Genomic DNA, 16,084 nt, shown 5'->3' with positions numbered 1-16,084 from the left:
TCTCAGCGCTGCTTCAATACGCGCTGCTTTTCGCGCTGCCAGTCCCTTTCCTTTTCGGCGGCACGCTTATCGTGCTGCTTCTTACCTCTCGCTAAACCGATTTCCAGCTTGGCACGTCCGCTTTTCCAATACAGCGCGAGCGGAATTAAAGTATAACCTTTGCGTTCCACATGACCGATGAGCTTGCTCAATTCTCGACGATGCAGGAGCAGCTTCCGGGTTCGGATGGGATCGGGTGTGACATGGGTGGAGGCAGAAGCCAGCGGAGAAATATGTGCTCCGAGCAGCCAGGCTTCGCCGTTTTTCAGCGTGACATAACTCTCCTTCAGCTGTGCTCTTCCCGCACGCAAGCTTTTCACCTCCCACCCTTGCAGGACTAGTCCCGCCTCGTAGCGCTCCTCGATGAAATACTCGTGCGTGGCTTGCCGGTTGAGAGCGATGGCGCCACTTCCGGCTGTATCCTTGTTTTTCTTTGCGGCCATGTACTTAAGACTAAATTGCCTGACTCGATGGAAAAATCTTGTTATTTTACCCCAACCTCGGGTTGCCCGGACCTTCGATTGGCTCAGCATAATAATTCGGAGAACACATGACCGATCAACGCTTTCTGCACAACCAATGGTCATCGCGCTTGGCGTTCGTTCTGGCTGCAAGCGGTTCGGCCATAGGCCTCGGGAATATCTGGAAGTTTCCCTATCTGGCCGGCGAAAACGGAGGCGGAGCGTTCGTCGCGGTTTACCTCTTATGCGTCGCTGCCATCGGTATTCCGATCATGATCGCAGAGACCATGCTGGGGCGCCGCGGTCGGCAAAATCCTATCAATACCATGTTGTCGCTGGCACAGGAAGCGAAAGCCGGTCCTGCCTGGCACTATGCCGGTTGGCTCGGCGTATTGTCGGGCTTCCTGATTCTGTCCTATTACTCGGTCATCGCCGGCTGGTCGATGGTCTACATCTTGAAGATGAACAGCGGCTACATGAGCCATATCAGCGCCGAAACCGCCGCACGGGTATTCGACGACCTCAAAAGCGCTCCGGAAATTCAGTTTATCTGGCACACTGTCTTCATGGCCGCCACGATGCTCATCGTCAGCCGCGGCGTCAGCGGCGGACTGGAGCGAGCCACGCGCTTCATGATGCCGGGCTTGTTCATCATGCTCATACTCCTGGACGGTTATGCGATGAGTTCCGACGGATTCGGCCAGGGAATGTCGTTCCTGTTCAAGCCGGATTTCAGCCGCATCAACGGCGAGAGCGTGCTGGTCGCGATGGGGCAGGCCTTTTTCTCTCTCGGATTGGGCATGGGCGCAATCATGATCTACGGCTCATATCTCCCTGATCATGTTTCGATTTCGCGGTCTACCATTTTTGTCGCCTCCGCGGACACCCTAGTGGCTTTATTGGCGGGTGTTGCCATTTTTCCAATCGTATTCGCCAACCACTTGGAGCCGACCATGGGCCCCGGCCTGATTTTTCAGACGCTGCCCATCGCCTTCGGTCAAATGCCCGGCGGTTCACTGTTCGGGGTGTTGTTTTTCGTTCTCGTATTTTTTGCGGCGATTACTTCCGCGATTGCCTTGATCGAACCGGCCGTGGCCTGGCTGTCCGAAAACCAGGCGATGAGCCGCGAGAAGGCCTGTCTTTGGAGCGGACTGGGCTGCTGGCTGTTGGGGCTCGGAACCGTATTTTCGTTCAATCTATGGTCCGGAAATACCTGGTTCGGCAAGAATTTCTTCGAGCTCGTGGATTTTCTCACGGCCAATATCATGTTGCCCGTTGGCGGCATCTTGGTTGCCTTATTTGCCGGCTGGATCATGAGGCGCGAGACCTCGGAAACGGAGCTCGAAATGGGGTCGGCTTATAACTATTGGCGTTTTACTATTCGCTACGTTTCTCCCTTGGCTGTCGCCCTCGTCACCCTTAGCGCCGTCGGCGTGATTTGATTCGGTAAAGATCGGACAAGCAGCAAAAGAAATGAAAGTCGAAGTCGCTTACGCGAAACCGGATGTACAGGTCATTCTCACCGTGAACGTACCGGAAAATGCGACAGCGGAAACCGCCATCGCCGCATCAGGTATCCTGGACCGTTTCCCGGAGATCGACCTGACAAAGGACAAGATTGGAATTTTCAGCAAGGTCTGCTCCATCGACCAACCGATAAAGCCGGGCGACCGAGTGGAGATTTATCGCCCCTTGATCGCCGACCCCAAAGAAGCTCGGCGCGCGCGGGCAGCGAAGAAGTAGAACCGCGGACCGAGACTCCTCGCACTCTACTAATCGCCTTTTCGGAACAAACCCGTGATCTTTTCCCACAAGCTTTTCTCGCGCTCGATCTTCGGGATATCGATCGTCACATCCTTGCCGGGTTCAATCTCGGGAAGGTTGCCCGGTCGGAAGTCACCCTGAAGCCCGATCAATTCATCCTTGTCGAAAACCAGGGTAATCCGCTTCTGCATCCGTTGCTTGCCACCGGGCTCGTTGGAATAGATATAGTCCCAGCGATCGTCGTGGAAAGGATCGACGACCAGTGGCGTACCCATGATGAATGCCACTTGCCGCTTGGTCATACCGGGCCGAAGTTGATCCACCATTTGCTGAGAAACGATATTGCCCTGATGGATGTCGAGCCGGTACACCCCAGGTAGGGACTCTTTAAGCTTTTCGGTGGAACAGCCGGCTAAAAACAGAGTCAGGCAGTAGGTTATTACGATGAAACGCTTCGGCATGTTATGATTGCGGAGAATCGGACCCAACGTCCAATCATACTCGATCGACAGAGTTAAAACACTGCGTAGGTTGCCGCTTTGGAAAGTCAAGACATACGAAACGCCGGGCTTAAAGTGACTCTCCCGCGCGTCAAGATTCTAGAGATGCTGGAAAACCGTAGCGGATCGGATCGACACCTGACAGCGGAAGAAGTCTACAAGTCGCTGCTCAGCGAGGGTGAAGAAATCGGCTTGGCCACAGTTTACCGAGTCCTGACCCAATTCGAGGCGGCGGGCTTGGTCAAACGCCATCATTTCGAAGGCGGAAACTCGATCTTCGAGCTAAACCGCGGCGAGCATCACGATCACATCGTATGCGTCAAGTGCGGCCGAGTCGAAGAATTCAGCGACGAGTTCATCGAGCGCCGCCAAAACGAAATAGCAAACGAGAAGCATTTTAAGCTGACGGATCATTCGCTCTGTCTCTACGGCATCTGCATGGATTGCCAAAAGGGCCAATCGCCTCTCTGATTCCCGACAACCTTCTTTTTCCCCATGAAGCTCACTTTTTGCGGAGCCCGGTCGATATCGGCGCATGTTTAAGCCACTGATCTTTTTCATCGGTCTGCGCTATACGCGGGCTAAGCGGCGCACGCGCTTCATTTCGTTCATTACCTTCACTTCGGTTCTGGGCATCGCCTTGGGCGTCACCGCCTTGATTACAGTACTGTCAGTAATGAACGGATTCGAAGCGGAACTTCGCGAACGCATACTGGGCATGACTTCGCATGCCTCCATCTCCGGCTTGGATGGCCAACTGCGGAACTGGCGCTCGCTTGAACCCCCGCTCGAACAAGACTCCCGTATTCTAGGCTGGGCACCTTATATCGAAGGTCAAGCCATGCTCAACTCGGACCGCCGAGTTAGCGGCGTGATGCTGCGCGGCATCATGACCGACTACGAACCGCGCGTGTCCGAGGTCGCCAACCGCATCGTGGAAGGCCACCTCGAAGCGCTCAAACCCGGCGAATTCGGCATTATTCTCGGTTCTGAGCTGGCTGATTATCTGGGTGTCCTCACCGGCGACAAGGTGACCGTCATCACCCCGCAACTTACGGCAACACCCGCCGGCATTCTGCCGCGCCTCAAGCGCTTTACGGTAGTCGGAGTTTTCCAGGTCGGGATGTATGAGTACGACCGGAATCTGGCGCTGATTCAGCTGGAAGACGCCGCCAAGCTGTTTCGCCTCGATGACGCCATATCGGGGCTTAGACTCAAGCTGGACGACGTATTTTACGCGCAGCGAGTGGCGCGGGACCTTGGCCCCAAACTCGATGGGCGTTATCAGATTGCCGACTGGACGCAGTCGCACAGCAACTTCTTCAAAGCCATACAAACCGAAAAGCGGGTAATGTTCATCATTCTCCTACTCATCGTCGCGGTCGCCGCTTTCAACATCGTCTCCACACTAGTTATGGTGGTCACCGACAAGCGTTCGGATATCGCGATCCTCCGAACCCAGGGCATGACTCCACTCGAAGTCATGGGAATATTTATCGTGCTCGGTACGGTCATCGGTACGTTCGGCACCTTGCTGGGCGGTGTCGGCGGAGTCTTATTGGCGTGGAATGTGGAAACCATCGTACCGGCGATCGAGCGGTTGTTCGGCGTTCATTTCCTGTCGGCCGACGTTTACTACATCAGCGAGCTGCCGTCGAAACTGATCTGGTCCGACGTGTACCGGATTACCGGCATGGCCTTCCTGCTTTCCATCCTGGCGACGATCTATCCGGCCTGGCAGGCATCTCGCATCAAGCCCGCCGAGGAACTCCGTTATGAATAAGCCGGTGCTGCAGTGCCGCGATCTGCACAAGCGTTATGCCCAAGGCAATCTGAGCGTCGATGTGTTGCAGGGCATAACGCTTTCCGTCGAACCGGGACAGCAGGTCGCCATTATGGGAGCGTCCGGCTCGGGCAAAAGCACGCTTTTGCACTTACTCGGGGGTCTAGACGCGCCAACCCGAGGGCAAGTCCAACTGGACGGCGTGGACCTGGGAACACTGAACGAACGCAAGCTCGCCCAACTGCGTAACCGGGTGCTTGGATTCGTCTATCAATTCCACCACCTGCTGGGTGAATTCACGGTACTGGAAAACGTCGCCATGCCGCTTTTGATAGCGAAGCTGCCGATACATGAAGCAAGAAAGCGCGCAGCGTCGATGTTGGAGCGGGTCGGACTCGGCAAACGTCTGGAGCATAAACCCGGAGAATTATCGGGCGGCGAACGCCAGCGCGCAGCCGTCGCCCGTGCGCTGGTCACGAAACCGAAGTGCGTTTTGGCTGACGAACCAACCGGAAATCTGGATCGAAAAACCGCGGAACAGGTGTATCAACTCATGCTGGAGCTGAACCAAGAAAACGGGGTGAGTTTCCTAGTCGTCACTCACGATCCGTCTTTGGCTCAGCGGATGGATACGATATTGCATTTGGAAGACGGACGGATCGTCAAGCCGGAAAACACATCCGAACCCGTCCGCCTAAAGCAGCATTACGATTAGCCTGCTTTCTTCGCGACAGGTTTCGCTGCTCCGATCAATCGATCGTTCTGATGCTTGTGCCGGTGTTCCAGGAACTTCTTGTACGACGCGTAGCTTTCCCGGACCATAATGGCCGTACTCAATTCCGCATTGCGGAACTTTCTCAATTCCACCTGATGTCGCACGGATCGCCGCCACATGAAAAGTATGCCGAAATAGCCTAGGACGGCCCCGAGGTGCATCAGAATGGCGCAACCAATCAGCAAGGGTGCCCCTAACTCCAATGCTTTTTCTATGGTGAACAGTTCCGAGAACTGATCGAAGTCGAAAGCTGCTTGTCCCATAACAAGCGCGCCTACCTTGTAGGCGAAGTAATACATCGGCACCCAGGTCAGCGGATTGGTAATCCAGACCAAGGCCACGGCGATAGGTAAATTGGCATTGAAATAGATCGCCAAAACCGCGGCGATGATTTGTTGCCAGGGCAATGGCGGGGTATACATGGCCCATAGCCCTATGGCAAAAGCCCGTGATACCGACCGACGGTTCAGATGCCATAAATTCGGCGAGTGAAGCTTATCCCCCAAAAACTCCAGCGATTTAATTTCCTTTACTTTTTTCGGGTCCGGCAAGTAGCGCTTAAAAAACTTTTTAGGCATAGCCCTTAACTGGGATGGTTGTGAACTATTTTTTTAGGTAAAAGGCGCGCTATTGTACGGATTTGAAATTCAAAGTTGAATGAAATTCTCCATCCACAAACCCGCAGCCCGCTGGTTCTTCCGCTAGCCATCGGCTTTGTCGGCGGGGTCAGCGCTGTCCAGCAACTTCCGTCTTTGCCCGGTGCCTGGGCTTTCGTCCTCTTGAGCTCCGCTTTCGGTCTAGCCGTTTATTATAAGCTGCGTTTTCCGGCAGCATTTGCGTTCGGCATCCTCTGGGCGCTTGCCTTTGCCGGAATTCGACTCGACCAAGGTCTTCCGACTGCAACTGAGAGACAAACGGCCGTCGTCGAAGGCGTCGTTCGTACCATTCCCCAGCCCGTGGACCACGGTTTCCGTTTCGACTTCGATATTGAACAAACTCTACAGCCCGACGACCTAAGTTCGCCGTCACGCGTTCGCCTGAGCTGGTATGACCGCGGAGTTTCGCCAAAAGCGGGCGAACGCTGGCAGCTCAGAGTAAAGCTCAAGCCGCCGCATGGAATGCTGAACCCGGGAAGTCTCGACTACGAACAATGGCTGTTTGCCCAGGGAATCCGCGCGGTCGGTTACGTCGCGAAGTCTCCGGACAATCGGCGGCTCGATGCGGGAGACAACCGGTATTCATTCGAAATTTGGAGGCAGGCCCTTTACGATAGCCTTTCGGCAACACTGAACGACGAACCCGCAGCCGGAATCATCAAGGCTCTGGTCATGGGAGTCGACGATGACATTACGCCCATTCAATGGGACGTGCTTCGGCGCACGGGCACGACTCACCTGGTTGCGATTTCCGGCTCGCATATCGGTTTAGTCGCAGGATTTGTCTTTTTCGTCATACGCCGAATGTGGTCGAGGTTGGGCATCATGCGCTGGTCGCCGCCGCCTGTTGCGGCCGTTTGTGCTTTTGCGGCCGCCCTCTTCTACTCGGCGCTGGCGAACTTCGCGATTCCCACTCAACGCGCCATGATTATGATCGGCATCGTCATGGGCGCCGTCATCGGCCAGCGGCATCTCAATAGTTTTCATGTCCTCGCGACGGCCTTGCTGGCCGTGGTGCTTTACGATCCGTTGGCGGTTCTTTCGGCGGGATTCTGGCTTTCCTTCACAGCTGTCGCTCTAATCCTTTTCGCTGTTTCATACAGAAGAGGCGAAATCGGCGGTTGGCGGGCCATGATGCGGGTGAACTGGGCCACCTCGCTAGGCCTTGCACCCATGCTGTTGTTATTCTTTCAGCAGGTTTCGATCATTTCTCCAATTGCCAACTTGTTTGCCGTCCCCGTGATCGGCTTGCTGCTGATTCCGGTTTGCCTGACCGGCGCACTGCTGTTACCGATACTGCCGGTGGCGGGCGAAGCGCTGCTGATCCTGGCATCACGCCTGCTTGAATGGACGTGGCCTTTTCTCCAATGGATTGCCGAACAGCCGGTGGCTCAGTGGACCCATGCCGGACCGCCGTTCTGGACCATTCCGCTGGCATTGAGCGGCTTCGTGCTGCTGCTATCCCCCAAGGGCATTCCGGCGCGCTGGCTCGGTCTCGTTCTGGCCGTTCCGGCCGTGACCGCGCAGCCCGATAGGCCGCCTCAAGCGGGCTTCCTGCTTACCCTGCTCGATGTAGGCCAGGGACTCGGCGTTGCCGTCGAGACTAGCGAACACCTCATGATCTTCGACACCGGAGCCCGGTTCGGGAGCCGGTTCGATATCGGCTCCGCCGTCATCGAGCCTTATCTCCGCCATCGCGGGATCGAGCGCATCGACGCCTTGATCGTAAGTCACGGCGACAACGACCACATCGGCGGCGCGCCGTCGCTGCTCAGACGATTTGTGGTCGGGCGGACTTATACCAGCGTGCCGGAAAAGTTATCGGAATTTTCGACTGAAACCTGCAAAGCCGAACAGTCCTGGGAATGGGACGGCGTCAAATTCGAGATGCTCGCGCCCATCGAAAAAAGCGAGCGCGAGAACGACAATTCCTGCGTATTGAAAATCAGCGGGCCCGGCGGCAGCGCACTATTGACCGGCGACATCGAAAAAACCGGTGAACGCCTATTGGTTGACCGTTACGGGCATCTTTTAGCCAGCGACATTCTGGTCGTCCCCCATCATGGCAGTAAAACCTCTTCAAGCTCCGCCTTTTTGGCTGCCGTGAAGCCTCGTTACGCTCTCATTCCCGCAGGCTATCTGAACCGATACGGGTTTCCTCATCGGGCGGTGCTGCAACGCTACGGAGACATGAACATACCGGTACTGAATACCGCCGAGACAGGCGCACTTACCGTGCTCGTAGGCAACCGGAAGGATGATCTAAAACTGGAAAGCTACCGCAGGGAAAACGGCCGATACTGGAATGCTCATTCCGCGGCGATGGCGGAATGGGCGGAAACGAAAAATCAAGTAAGACGATCAGAACTCGAGGACCTGAGTTTCCTTCAATAACGCAAGCACTTCGTCCGCTTCCATTTCATCGGCCGAAACATGGAGCGCGCTCAAACCGTCGCCACTCGGGCTTGCTTCGCAAGGACAGATGCAGATCAGTCCGGCATGGTTGATCTGCTCTGCAATGGCTTGAACCTGTACGCCCAGCGCCTCGTTATCCAAAACGGTGCTGGCATGCCCGACATCGAAGAGCTTCCGTTCGAGTTCATACGCCACATCGTGCCGGCGTTCGCCGGTAATCCATAGCGTCACCGCCTTTTGTCCGAAACGCGCGCTCCGCTCTTCAACCGTCACCCGCCGTAAACCGGATTCGCCGTCCGCCTGACTTAGGATCATGCCGGCGCCGACGGTGACGTTGGTCAGGCGATCGATGACGATGAACGATCCGGTGCCCTTGCAAACCTTGTAAGGATCGAACGCGATCGGCCCGCTCAGGGAGACCTCGCACAAGCCGATTTCGTTCAGCTTGAGCTGGTCCGCCGGAAGCTGCTCCAAGGTATTGATATCGACGCGGTGATGGATCTGAGAAACCGAGCCGTTGACCACCTTGGTCATCTGCTTCAGATAATACTGGCGGCCCGGAACCAAAGGCGCCTCGGTCATCCACACGATATGGGCCTTGAAACGGGTGCCGAGCATCGGCAAGTCATCGGAACGGACCAGCATGTCGCCGCGGCTCACGTCGATTTCATCCGTAAGCGTGATCGTAACGGCTTGAGGCGGAAATGCTTCTTCCAGTTCTCCGTCGTAAGTCACGATGGACTTGATGCGGCTGGTCTTCTTGGACGGCAGCACCGTAATCGGATCGCCCTTGCGAAAAACCCCCGCGGCCACGGTGCCGCTGTAACCGCGGAAATCCAAATTCGGTCGATTGACGTACTGCACCGGAAAGCGCGGATTCGTAAAATTCTGGTCCTTGGCGATCTCGATGGTGTCCAAAAGCTCCATCAGCGCCTGCCCCTGATACCAGGGCATTTCCTCGCTACGGCTGACGACGTTGTCCCCCTTCAAAGCCGACAGCGGGATAAAGCGGACATCGTGAATATCCAGTTTTTCGATGAACGCCAGGTAATCGCTGCGTATACGCTCGAATACATCGGAGCTGTAGCCGACTAGATCCATCTTATTGATGGCTACGACCACGTGCCTGATGCCCAGCAGGGACACGATAAAGCTGTGACGCTTGGTCTGCGTCATCACGCCGTGGCGCGCATCGACCAGAATGATGGCCAAATCGCAGGTGGACGCTCCGGTCGCCATGTTGCGGGTGTACTGCTCGTGCCCCGGCGTGTCGGCGATGATGTATTTCCGCTTCGCCGTGGAGAAATACCGGTAGGCCACATCGATGGTGATGCCCTGCTCCCGCTCGGCCTGGAGCCCGTCGACCAACAGCGCCAAGTCGATATCGCCGCCGGTGGTACCCGATTTGACGCTGTCCTTCTTGATCGCCGCCAGCTGGTCCTCGTAAATCATTTTCGAATCGTGCAAAAGGCGCCCGATCAGGGTGCTCTTGCCGTCGTCGACATTGCCGCAGGTCAAGAAGCGCAATAATTCCTTGCGCTCGTGCTGAGCGAGATAGGCGTGGATATCGGAACTGATGAGCTCGGACTGATGAGACATAGACTAATTCACTGGATGAATGGGTCAGACGCAGACGCCAACGTTGAATGCACGCTCGGCACCTTCCATAGCGAAAATCAGAAATAACCCTCTTTTTTCTTCTCTTCCATCGACCCCGCTTGATCGTGATCGATGACACGCCCTTGGCGCTCCGACGTCTTGGTCAGCAGCATCTCCTGGATGATGTCGGGCAAGGTGGCGGCGGTCGATTCGACGGCGCCGGTCAAGGGATAGCAACCCAGGGTACGGAAGCGGACCATCTTCATGATCGGCTTTTCGCCGGGTGCCAGCGGCATGCGATCGTCGTCCACCATGATCCATATCCCATCGCGCTCGACCACCGGCCGCTCTTTGGCGAAATACAACGGGACGATCGGAATGTTCTCCAGATAGATGTACTGCCAAACATCCAGCTCGGTCCAGCTCGAAAGCGGAAACACCCGGATGCTCTCGCCCTTGTTGATCTTGCCGTTGTAGAGATTCCACAGCTCCGGCCGCTGATTTTTCGGGTCCCAACGATGGTTTCGGTCACGGAAGGAATAAACGCGTTCTTTCGCCCTCGACTTCTCCTCGTCCCGGCGCGCGCCGCCGAATGCCGCATCGAACTGGTATTTGTTCAAGGCTTGCTTGAGAGCCTCGGTTTTCATGACATCCGTATGTTTCTTGCTGCCGTGAGTGAAAGGACCAATGCCCTGTTCCACGCCCTCCATATTGACGTGCACGATGAGATCCAGACCCAGATCGTGGGCGCGGCGATCGCGAAACTCGATCATCTCCCGGAATTTCCAGGTCGTATCGACATGCATGAGCGGAAAAGGCGGTTTGCCGGGAAAAAACGCCTTCATCGCGAGATGCAGCATGACTGCGGAATCTTTGCCGATCGAATAGAGCATTACGGGACGCTCAAACTCGGCAGCCACCTCGCGAATGATGTGAATACTTTCGGCTTCCAGCTGCTTGAGATGGGTAAGTGTGTGTTCGTTCATGGAAAAGAGTGTTGATCCCGAAACCCGGAAAGAGATTCATCCCATTGTTAATGGCGCTCAATACTATCATAAAAGCCGTCAGCCACTCCGGGGGAACAAATACTGGCATCCTATAATGATATTGATTATCATTATCTCACGCTTTTTCGATCGATTCCCCGTCCCAGGTTTTTCGCCGTGATCCAGATCCGAATTCTCCTTTCACACTTGGCGGTTCTACTGCTGTTTTCCGGAGCCGTGACGGCCAATTCGACGCGAACCTACTACATCGCCGCCGAAGAAATCTTGTGGGACTACGCCCCCTCCTATCCCGTCAATCCCATGCATGGCGCAGAATTCAACGAGGACGAGAAAGTCTTCGTCGAAGGGAATAACGCCGATCGGATCGGCCGACAGTATTACAAAGCGCGTTATATCGAGTACGCCGACGCCAGCTTTACCCAAATCAAGGAACGTCCGCCCGAGTGGCGGCACTTAGGGATACTAGGGCCTGTCATTCGTGCCAACGTCGGCGACACCATCAAAGTGGTGCTGAGGAATAAACTGGCAAACATGCCGATTTCACTCCATCCGCACGGCGTGCTTTACCGGAAGGACAGCGAAGGCACTCATTACGCGGACGGCACATCCGGAGATGACCGCAAAGACGATACGGTCGAACCGGGCGAAACCCATACCTATCTCTGGCAAGTACCTGAACGTTCGGGTCCGGGTCCCGAGGACCCGAGTTCGATCGTGTGGCTTTATCATTCCCATGTCAACGAGGTGGTCGACACGAATACCGGCCTGGTGGGACCCATCATCATTTCCCGCCGCGGGGTTCTGCAGAACAACGGTAAACTGAAAGGCATCGACCGCGAATTCGTCGTGCTGTTCACCGTGTTCGACGAAAACAAGAGTTTCTTTTTGGACAAGAACATCAGCACCTTCGCACCGGCCGCCACGGACAAGAAAGAAGACGAAAGCTTCGTCGAAAGCAACTTGATGCACAGCATGAACGGCTACGTCTATCACAACCTTCCGGGAATGACGATGAAAGAAGGCGAAACCGTGCGCTGGTATCAACTGTCCCTCGGAACCGAAGTCGATCTCCATACCCCGCATTGGCACGGCAATACGCTCACCGAGACCGGGCGCCGCGTAGATGTCGTGAATCTGCTTCCGGGAACCCACGTCACCGTCGATATGAAACCCGACAATCCCGGCGTCTGGATGTATCACTGCCACGTCAATGACCACATCGACGCGGGCATGATGGCCAGTTATACGGTCACGCGCCGAAAGTGACAATCAGGTCGCGCCTGCGGAATTCCGCAGGTCGAACCGACCGCACGATTGCACTATTGCCTTGCGATGCCAAAAGAGAGATGCTTCGAACCGTATGAAACCTGCCGAATAACACTTTCGGAGTGCCATATGGACCAGCAGATGCATAACTTCGAGCAAGTTAAAGATGTGCTCGACTACGGTATTCAACTACACAGCCAACTGACAGAACTTTACGATTCGCTGAACCAACAAAACGATCAGGCTCGGGTAAAAATGCTTTTGGATTACCTCAGCCGCCACGAAAAAAATCGGGAACAGGCGATGCAGCGGTTCGAAGATGGATCGCGCAAGAGCATCCTCAATTTCTGGCTCCAATATTCTCCAGGCTCCAACGTCGAACAACTGCTAAAGAATTGCGCCGTTAGGCCCAATATGTCCGTCGATGACGTCATAAAGATCGCCATGGCCTTCGACAACGCGCTGATCGAACTCTATAAAGGAGCGGCAATCATCGTCGACGATCCGCATGCCAAAGAAGTGTTCGCGAATCTCGCGGAGATGGAAGAACAAGAGAAACACCGCTTCGTCCGCGACGCGGAATGGATGGACGATCTCTGAAAGACTGAAAACCAGTTCTACTCACGGACTTGTCCGTGCTTAAGGCCGGAAACACCCTTCCGGCCTTAAGGAAGACTGCATCTCACGAGAGATGAGCGCATAGCGCCATGCCGCTTTAGCGTGATTGAAATTTGTCCCCTGCCGGTAGTCGCTAGCCTGCATTACCCGATCCCTTCAGCGTATCGCAACGTTCCGCCAAGAAAAGCTGTTTCGCACGATTATCGCGCCACGACTCAAACGCTGGTTGCTCGAAACTTTTTTGCCGTTATACTGTCTATCTTCCTGACCTAGGGGGCGACTTGGCTTCGACGAGGATCGCAAAACCCGAGGTGCATGCCGAGGTGCAGATAACCTCGTTAATCAATCTGCAACCAATATAGTTGCCAACGACGACAACTACGCTCTGGCCGCTTAATCCGGCCGGCCTCTGATCCGAAGCCCGCTTATAGGCGTCGGTTTTCGGGGGTAACCCAATTGTAAGCTCGCGATGAGGTCTGTCCGGGGCCGATTCGCTAAAACCTAACGGAACCGCCGGCCGTCTTCCCTGCCGCTCGGGTAGCGACCGGTTAAATCAATAGAGTCGGATAAGCATGTAGAGCCAAAGGCGGAGGATTCGCGGACGCGGGTTCAATTCCCGCCGCCTCCACCAAACACCCATTCAAAGACATCCAAAGAAATCCGTAAGCCCGCGTAAATGCGGGCTTTTTCGTTTATATTCCATCCATCGCGATCCTATAGAGTCCGTTGACATCCGGGGTAACTGGGGGCACTTTCGGGGTAATTCAGTTATCCTACAAGGCGTTACCTCCATGCTCTGACCGATACCGCGCCGCGATCCGCAATACAAAGGCCGGGGCAAAGCCGATCAAGCTGGAATGACTGAAAGTCTTACTCCATAAGGCTTTCGTCGATTTCCGATTGACGCCGCCTCAACGAGATGAAAACCGCGTCTGACCTCTTTCGGCGGCGCGTTTTACTTTGGATGTTCACAACTTACGCCGCTTTTCGTGCAACAACACTTTTACCTCGCGCACGTACGCCTCGGAAATCACGCCAGCCGTTTCTGGGCGAACCTGGTCCAGATCACCCGAGAAAGACTTTGATCTGGACATAGAGGGCACGACCGTCACGATCGCCCATATCGAGCGACCTCGAAAGGTATGTGGTGAGTGACGCCTCCAGCGGATCACGTCCAGGTATTGATGCACGACCTCTTCCGGTGGCTGGCGACCGGTGAAGAGCACTCTGATTACCAGTTCCGTGTTTCACTACGAGTTCAAGTTCATCCATCCCTTCACAGACGGCAACGGCCGCATGGGGGACCGTGGCAGACCTTAACCTTCCCGCTGGAATCCCTCGTTCGCCGGCATCCCGGTAGAAAGCCTGATCTATAAGCATCAGGCGAAGTACTACCAGGCACTGCAAAACAGCATGAAGCAAACCGACTCAGCTCCCTTTATCGAGTTCATCCTCAGGATGATCCTTTAGGTGAGGGCGGAAAACTTGCAACACAACAAGTGATAACCTGCCATGGCCTGAATTAGCGTTGGCGTTTCCGGCAGCCGCTCCGGCTTCGGACGGTGGTGCTCGGGGTGCTACACCACATTCGAAAATCCCCGATCCAACACACCCCGAGATCAGCGCCAAGCGCATTCGTCCGGATCGAGCGTGAGCTTTAGACACAGCGAGTACGGCATATCCCACAGATCCGCTCTACCTGGCTTTTCTTTTTTAGGCTTTACAACAACTTATAGACGTCAGAAAAATTTTTTCTATCGGAAGTGCGGGATTAGCCGCGCTCATACGTCATTAGGGATAAGAAGCAACAAAAAAGGAATCGTCATGAGGATCAAGCAAGGCCGCCCCGCCTCTAGCCGAAGGGTCGACCCGAACGGAACTCGAGCCTCGGAATCCGGGACAACGAGCGGACCGGAGTTTCCTTCGGCGCGCTATTTTCAGGTTCATTTCGAATATCTCGAGGAGTTGCTCGCCGACGTTCGCCTGCGCCTCGATGCGTTGCGACAGCAAGTCGCCGATTTTCAACAAGATTCCAGTTACAGTCCTGCCGATAACACCGGATGCCAGCCCTCCGGGCAAGACAGCCGGATTGCACGCCAAGTGCCGGAAGAGTGCGGGACGGAGGCACACCGCAACAAATCATCCTCCGTCGGACCGACACTCTCGCTCCAAGGCGTCGACAAGTGCCAGAAGTCGCGGCGCAAGACGACGAGCGCGGTCGCTCCCATATTCGGCACGGTGTCCCGAGAATGAGCACATATTTCTTTTCCGGGGACCCGCCGTTCGATGGTCCCGGAGGTACGCCGGTCACGATGGCCGAGATTCCCGTTACCTGGAAGCGACCGCTCGCGGTGGCTGCCGCCGCCGGACTGGCCGCCGTACTGCACGGTTTGCTTTTCTTCTGGTATCTCGCCCGCCCGGAACCTGTGCCCTTCACCGAAGCCGCGCCGCTGCCGATGATCGACATGGTTCTGTCCGCGCCTCCCGCACCGGCGGTGACCCAGCCGACCGTACCGTCCCCGCCGACACCTCCGAAGGAAGCGAAGAAACCCGATCCCAAGCCGGTGAAAAAACCCAAACCGAAACCGGTGCGCAAGGATTCCGCGGTCAAACAGGTCGAGCCGCAAAAGCAGGAACAAGCGGACACCGCACCGCCAGCACCGGCGGCACCTTCCGCACCGCCCCAAGACCGTGCCGCTGCTCCGCGCAACGACACCTATACGCCGGCCAGTTCGAACGCCAACTATCTGAACAATCCGAAACCGGTTTATCCGGGCATCGCGCGCCGCCGACACTGGGAAGGCCTGGTCCTGCTGCGGGTCTACGTTACCGCCGACGGCCGCTGCGGCGAGTTATCGGTGCAACGATCGAGCGGCCACGACGTATTGGACGAAGCAGCCCTCGAGGCGGTGAAAAAATGGCGCTTCGTGCCCGCCAAGCGCGGTGATGTCGCGCAGGCAAGTTGGGTTACCGTGCCCATCGAGTTCCAATTGGAATGACCCGGATGAGAGGAACGTTTCGTTAGGTGGCTAGGCGCGTCGGGCAGAGCTTTGTCTTTGACGGTCGGCCGTCGCCCGCCTTAACCATCGTTCGGGACTGATCGGTGAGTGATGCTGTGCGGCGAAGTTGCGACAGGCACGAGGGCGCAGAAACCGTGCGGCCCACAACCGCGCGAAACAAACGAAATCACAATCTTAAACG

16 protein-coding genes and 1 other RNA gene are annotated in these 16,084 nt (G+C 55.8%); 12 read left to right on the top strand and 5 right to left on the bottom strand.

Annotation, left to right across the window (positions count from 1 at the left end; genetic code table 11):
• Positions 1 to 2: 2 nt before the first annotated feature.
• Positions 3 to 482 (bottom strand): SsrA-binding protein SmpB, encoded by a 480-nt coding sequence (gene smpB, locus ACR2R1_RS01000; RefSeq protein ID WP_434112268.1) that lies wholly within the window; start codon positions 480 to 482, stop codon positions 3 to 5.
• A gap of 107 nt (positions 483 to 589) precedes the next feature.
• Between smpB and ACR2R1_RS00995 the strand changes: the two genes are divergently transcribed.
• Together ACR2R1_RS00995 and ACR2R1_RS00990 are read left to right on the top strand one after the other, a co-directional pair.
• Positions 590 to 1,942 carry a sodium-dependent transporter gene (locus tag ACR2R1_RS00995; RefSeq protein WP_086135020.1) on the top strand — a complete coding sequence of 451 codons (1,353 nt, stop codon included), beginning with the start codon at positions 590 to 592 and terminating at the stop codon, positions 1,940 to 1,942.
• A gap of 31 nt (positions 1,943 to 1,973) precedes the next feature.
• On the top strand, positions 1,974 to 2,243 hold the full coding sequence (locus tag ACR2R1_RS00990) for an RnfH family protein (protein ID WP_077729886.1): 270 nt from the start codon (positions 1,974 to 1,976) through the stop codon (positions 2,241 to 2,243).
• Positions 2,244 to 2,272: 29 nt separating this feature from the next.
• Here the strand turns inward: ACR2R1_RS00990 and ACR2R1_RS00985 are convergent, their stop codons facing one another.
• Positions 2,273 to 2,725, bottom strand: a complete 453-nt coding sequence (locus ACR2R1_RS00985; RefSeq protein WP_086135079.1) for an outer membrane protein assembly factor BamE — start codon at positions 2,723 to 2,725, stop codon at positions 2,273 to 2,275.
• A gap of 78 nt (positions 2,726 to 2,803) precedes the next feature.
• Between ACR2R1_RS00985 and fur the strand changes: the two genes are divergently transcribed.
• The 3 genes from fur to lolD all read left to right on the top strand — a co-directional run bounded on the left by fur (position 2,804) and on the right by lolD (position 5,262).
• Positions 2,804 to 3,235, top strand: coding sequence for a ferric iron uptake transcriptional regulator (gene fur / locus ACR2R1_RS00980; protein ID WP_077729887.1), 432 nt, complete (start codon positions 2,804 to 2,806; stop codon positions 3,233 to 3,235).
• Between the two features lie 64 nt (positions 3,236 to 3,299).
• Positions 3,300 to 4,547: a lipoprotein-releasing ABC transporter permease subunit gene (locus ACR2R1_RS00975; RefSeq protein ID WP_077729888.1), complete on the top strand. Its 1,248-nt coding sequence runs from the start codon at positions 3,300 to 3,302 to the stop codon at positions 4,545 to 4,547.
• A complete protein-coding gene (gene lolD / locus ACR2R1_RS00970; protein WP_133718668.1) occupies positions 4,540 to 5,262 on the top strand; it encodes a lipoprotein-releasing ABC transporter ATP-binding protein LolD in 723 nt (240 codons plus the stop codon). Before ACR2R1_RS00975 ends, lolD begins: the two co-directional genes overlap by 8 nt.
• Here the strand turns inward: lolD and ACR2R1_RS00965 are convergent.
• A complete protein-coding gene (locus ACR2R1_RS00965) occupies positions 5,259 to 5,900 on the bottom strand; it encodes a DUF2062 domain-containing protein (protein WP_077729890.1) in 642 nt (213 codons plus the stop codon). The two genes, lolD and ACR2R1_RS00965, sit on opposite strands and share 4 nt — an antisense overlap.
• A gap of 75 nt (positions 5,901 to 5,975) precedes the next feature.
• Here ACR2R1_RS00965 and ACR2R1_RS00960 point away from each other — a divergent pair, with 75 nt between their 5' ends.
• Positions 5,976 to 8,372, top strand: a complete 2,397-nt coding sequence (locus ACR2R1_RS00960) for a DNA internalization-related competence protein ComEC/Rec2 (RefSeq protein ID WP_434112264.1) — start codon at positions 5,976 to 5,978, stop codon at positions 8,370 to 8,372.
• On the opposite strand, the gene cysN is transcribed toward ACR2R1_RS00960, so the two are convergent.
• Both cysN and cysD read right to left on the bottom strand, forming a co-directional pair.
• On the bottom strand, positions 8,340 to 9,992 hold the full coding sequence (cysN, locus tag ACR2R1_RS00955) for a sulfate adenylyltransferase subunit CysN (RefSeq protein WP_077729891.1): 1,653 nt from the start codon (positions 9,990 to 9,992) through the stop codon (positions 8,340 to 8,342). The genes ACR2R1_RS00960 and cysN overlap by 33 nt on opposite strands.
• Before the next feature lie 77 nt (positions 9,993 to 10,069).
• Positions 10,070 to 10,978, bottom strand: coding sequence for a sulfate adenylyltransferase subunit CysD (gene cysD / locus ACR2R1_RS00950; protein WP_434112262.1), 909 nt, complete (start codon positions 10,976 to 10,978; stop codon positions 10,070 to 10,072).
• Between the two features lie 177 nt (positions 10,979 to 11,155).
• On the opposite strand from cysD, the gene ACR2R1_RS00945 reads away from it, so the two are divergent.
• The 6 genes from ACR2R1_RS00945 to ACR2R1_RS00920 all read left to right on the top strand — a co-directional run bounded on the left by ACR2R1_RS00945 (position 11,156) and on the right by ACR2R1_RS00920 (position 15,882).
• Entirely contained in the window at positions 11,156 to 12,265 is a 1,110-nt protein-coding gene (locus tag ACR2R1_RS00945) for a multicopper oxidase domain-containing protein (protein WP_434112260.1), read from the top strand.
• Between the two features lie 129 nt (positions 12,266 to 12,394).
• Positions 12,395 to 12,865, top strand: coding sequence for a hypothetical protein (locus tag ACR2R1_RS00940; protein WP_077729893.1), 471 nt, complete (start codon positions 12,395 to 12,397; stop codon positions 12,863 to 12,865).
• Between the two features lie 290 nt (positions 12,866 to 13,155).
• Positions 13,156 to 13,514, top strand: a transfer-messenger RNA (tmRNA) gene (gene ssrA, locus ACR2R1_RS00935).
• Positions 13,515 to 14,098: 584 nt separating this feature from the next.
• The gene (locus ACR2R1_RS00930) at positions 14,099 to 14,203 is read left to right on the top strand and encodes a Fic family protein (protein ID WP_205780690.1); all 105 of its coding nucleotides are present in this window, start codon (positions 14,099 to 14,101) and stop codon (positions 14,201 to 14,203) included.
• A 504-nt stretch (positions 14,204 to 14,707) separates the two neighbouring features.
• Positions 14,708 to 15,136 carry a hypothetical protein gene (locus ACR2R1_RS00925; RefSeq protein WP_086135480.1) on the top strand — a complete coding sequence of 143 codons (429 nt, stop codon included), beginning with the start codon at positions 14,708 to 14,710 and terminating at the stop codon, positions 15,134 to 15,136.
• The gene (locus ACR2R1_RS00920) at positions 15,133 to 15,882 is read left to right on the top strand and encodes an energy transducer TonB (RefSeq protein ID WP_086135479.1); all 750 of its coding nucleotides are present in this window, start codon (positions 15,133 to 15,135) and stop codon (positions 15,880 to 15,882) included. Before ACR2R1_RS00925 ends, ACR2R1_RS00920 begins: the two co-directional genes overlap by 4 nt.
• Positions 15,883 to 16,084 lie beyond the last annotated feature (202 nt).

It is taken from the genome of Methylocaldum sp. GT1TLB, from assembly GCF_051027445.1.
In the GTDB taxonomy this organism is placed as follows: domain Bacteria; phylum Pseudomonadota; class Gammaproteobacteria; order Methylococcales; family Methylococcaceae; genus Methylocaldum.
Note: the sequence above shows the minus strand (reverse complement) of the source record. Positions and strands in the feature narration are given on the sequence as shown.

Coding starts and splice junctions, on each gene's coding strand:
- smpB (WP_434112268.1), bottom strand. CDS start 482: ATGGCCGCAAAGAAAAACAAGGATACAGCCGGAAGTGGCGCCATCGCT.
- ACR2R1_RS00995 (WP_086135020.1), top strand. CDS start 590: ATGACCGATCAACGCTTTCTGCACAACCAATGGTCATCGCGCTTGGCG.
- ACR2R1_RS00990 (WP_077729886.1), top strand. CDS start 1,974: ATGAAAGTCGAAGTCGCTTACGCGAAACCGGATGTACAGGTCATTCTC.
- ACR2R1_RS00985 (WP_086135079.1), bottom strand. CDS start 2,725: ATGCCGAAGCGTTTCATCGTAATAACCTACTGCCTGACTCTGTTTTTA.
- ACR2R1_RS00975 (WP_077729888.1), top strand. CDS start 3,300: ATGTTTAAGCCACTGATCTTTTTCATCGGTCTGCGCTATACGCGGGCT.
- lolD (WP_133718668.1), top strand. CDS start 4,540: ATGAATAAGCCGGTGCTGCAGTGCCGCGATCTGCACAAGCGTTATGCC.
- ACR2R1_RS00965 (WP_077729890.1), bottom strand. CDS start 5,900: ATGCCTAAAAAGTTTTTTAAGCGCTACTTGCCGGACCCGAAAAAAGTA.
- cysN (WP_077729891.1), bottom strand. CDS start 9,992: ATGTCTCATCAGTCCGAGCTCATCAGTTCCGATATCCACGCCTATCTC.
- cysD (WP_434112262.1), bottom strand. CDS start 10,978: ATGAACGAACACACACTTACCCATCTCAAGCAGCTGGAAGCCGAAAGT.
- ACR2R1_RS00940 (WP_077729893.1), top strand. CDS start 12,395: ATGGACCAGCAGATGCATAACTTCGAGCAAGTTAAAGATGTGCTCGAC.
- ACR2R1_RS00925 (WP_086135480.1), top strand. CDS start 14,708: ATGAGGATCAAGCAAGGCCGCCCCGCCTCTAGCCGAAGGGTCGACCCG.
- ACR2R1_RS00920 (WP_086135479.1), top strand. CDS start 15,133: ATGAGCACATATTTCTTTTCCGGGGACCCGCCGTTCGATGGTCCCGGA.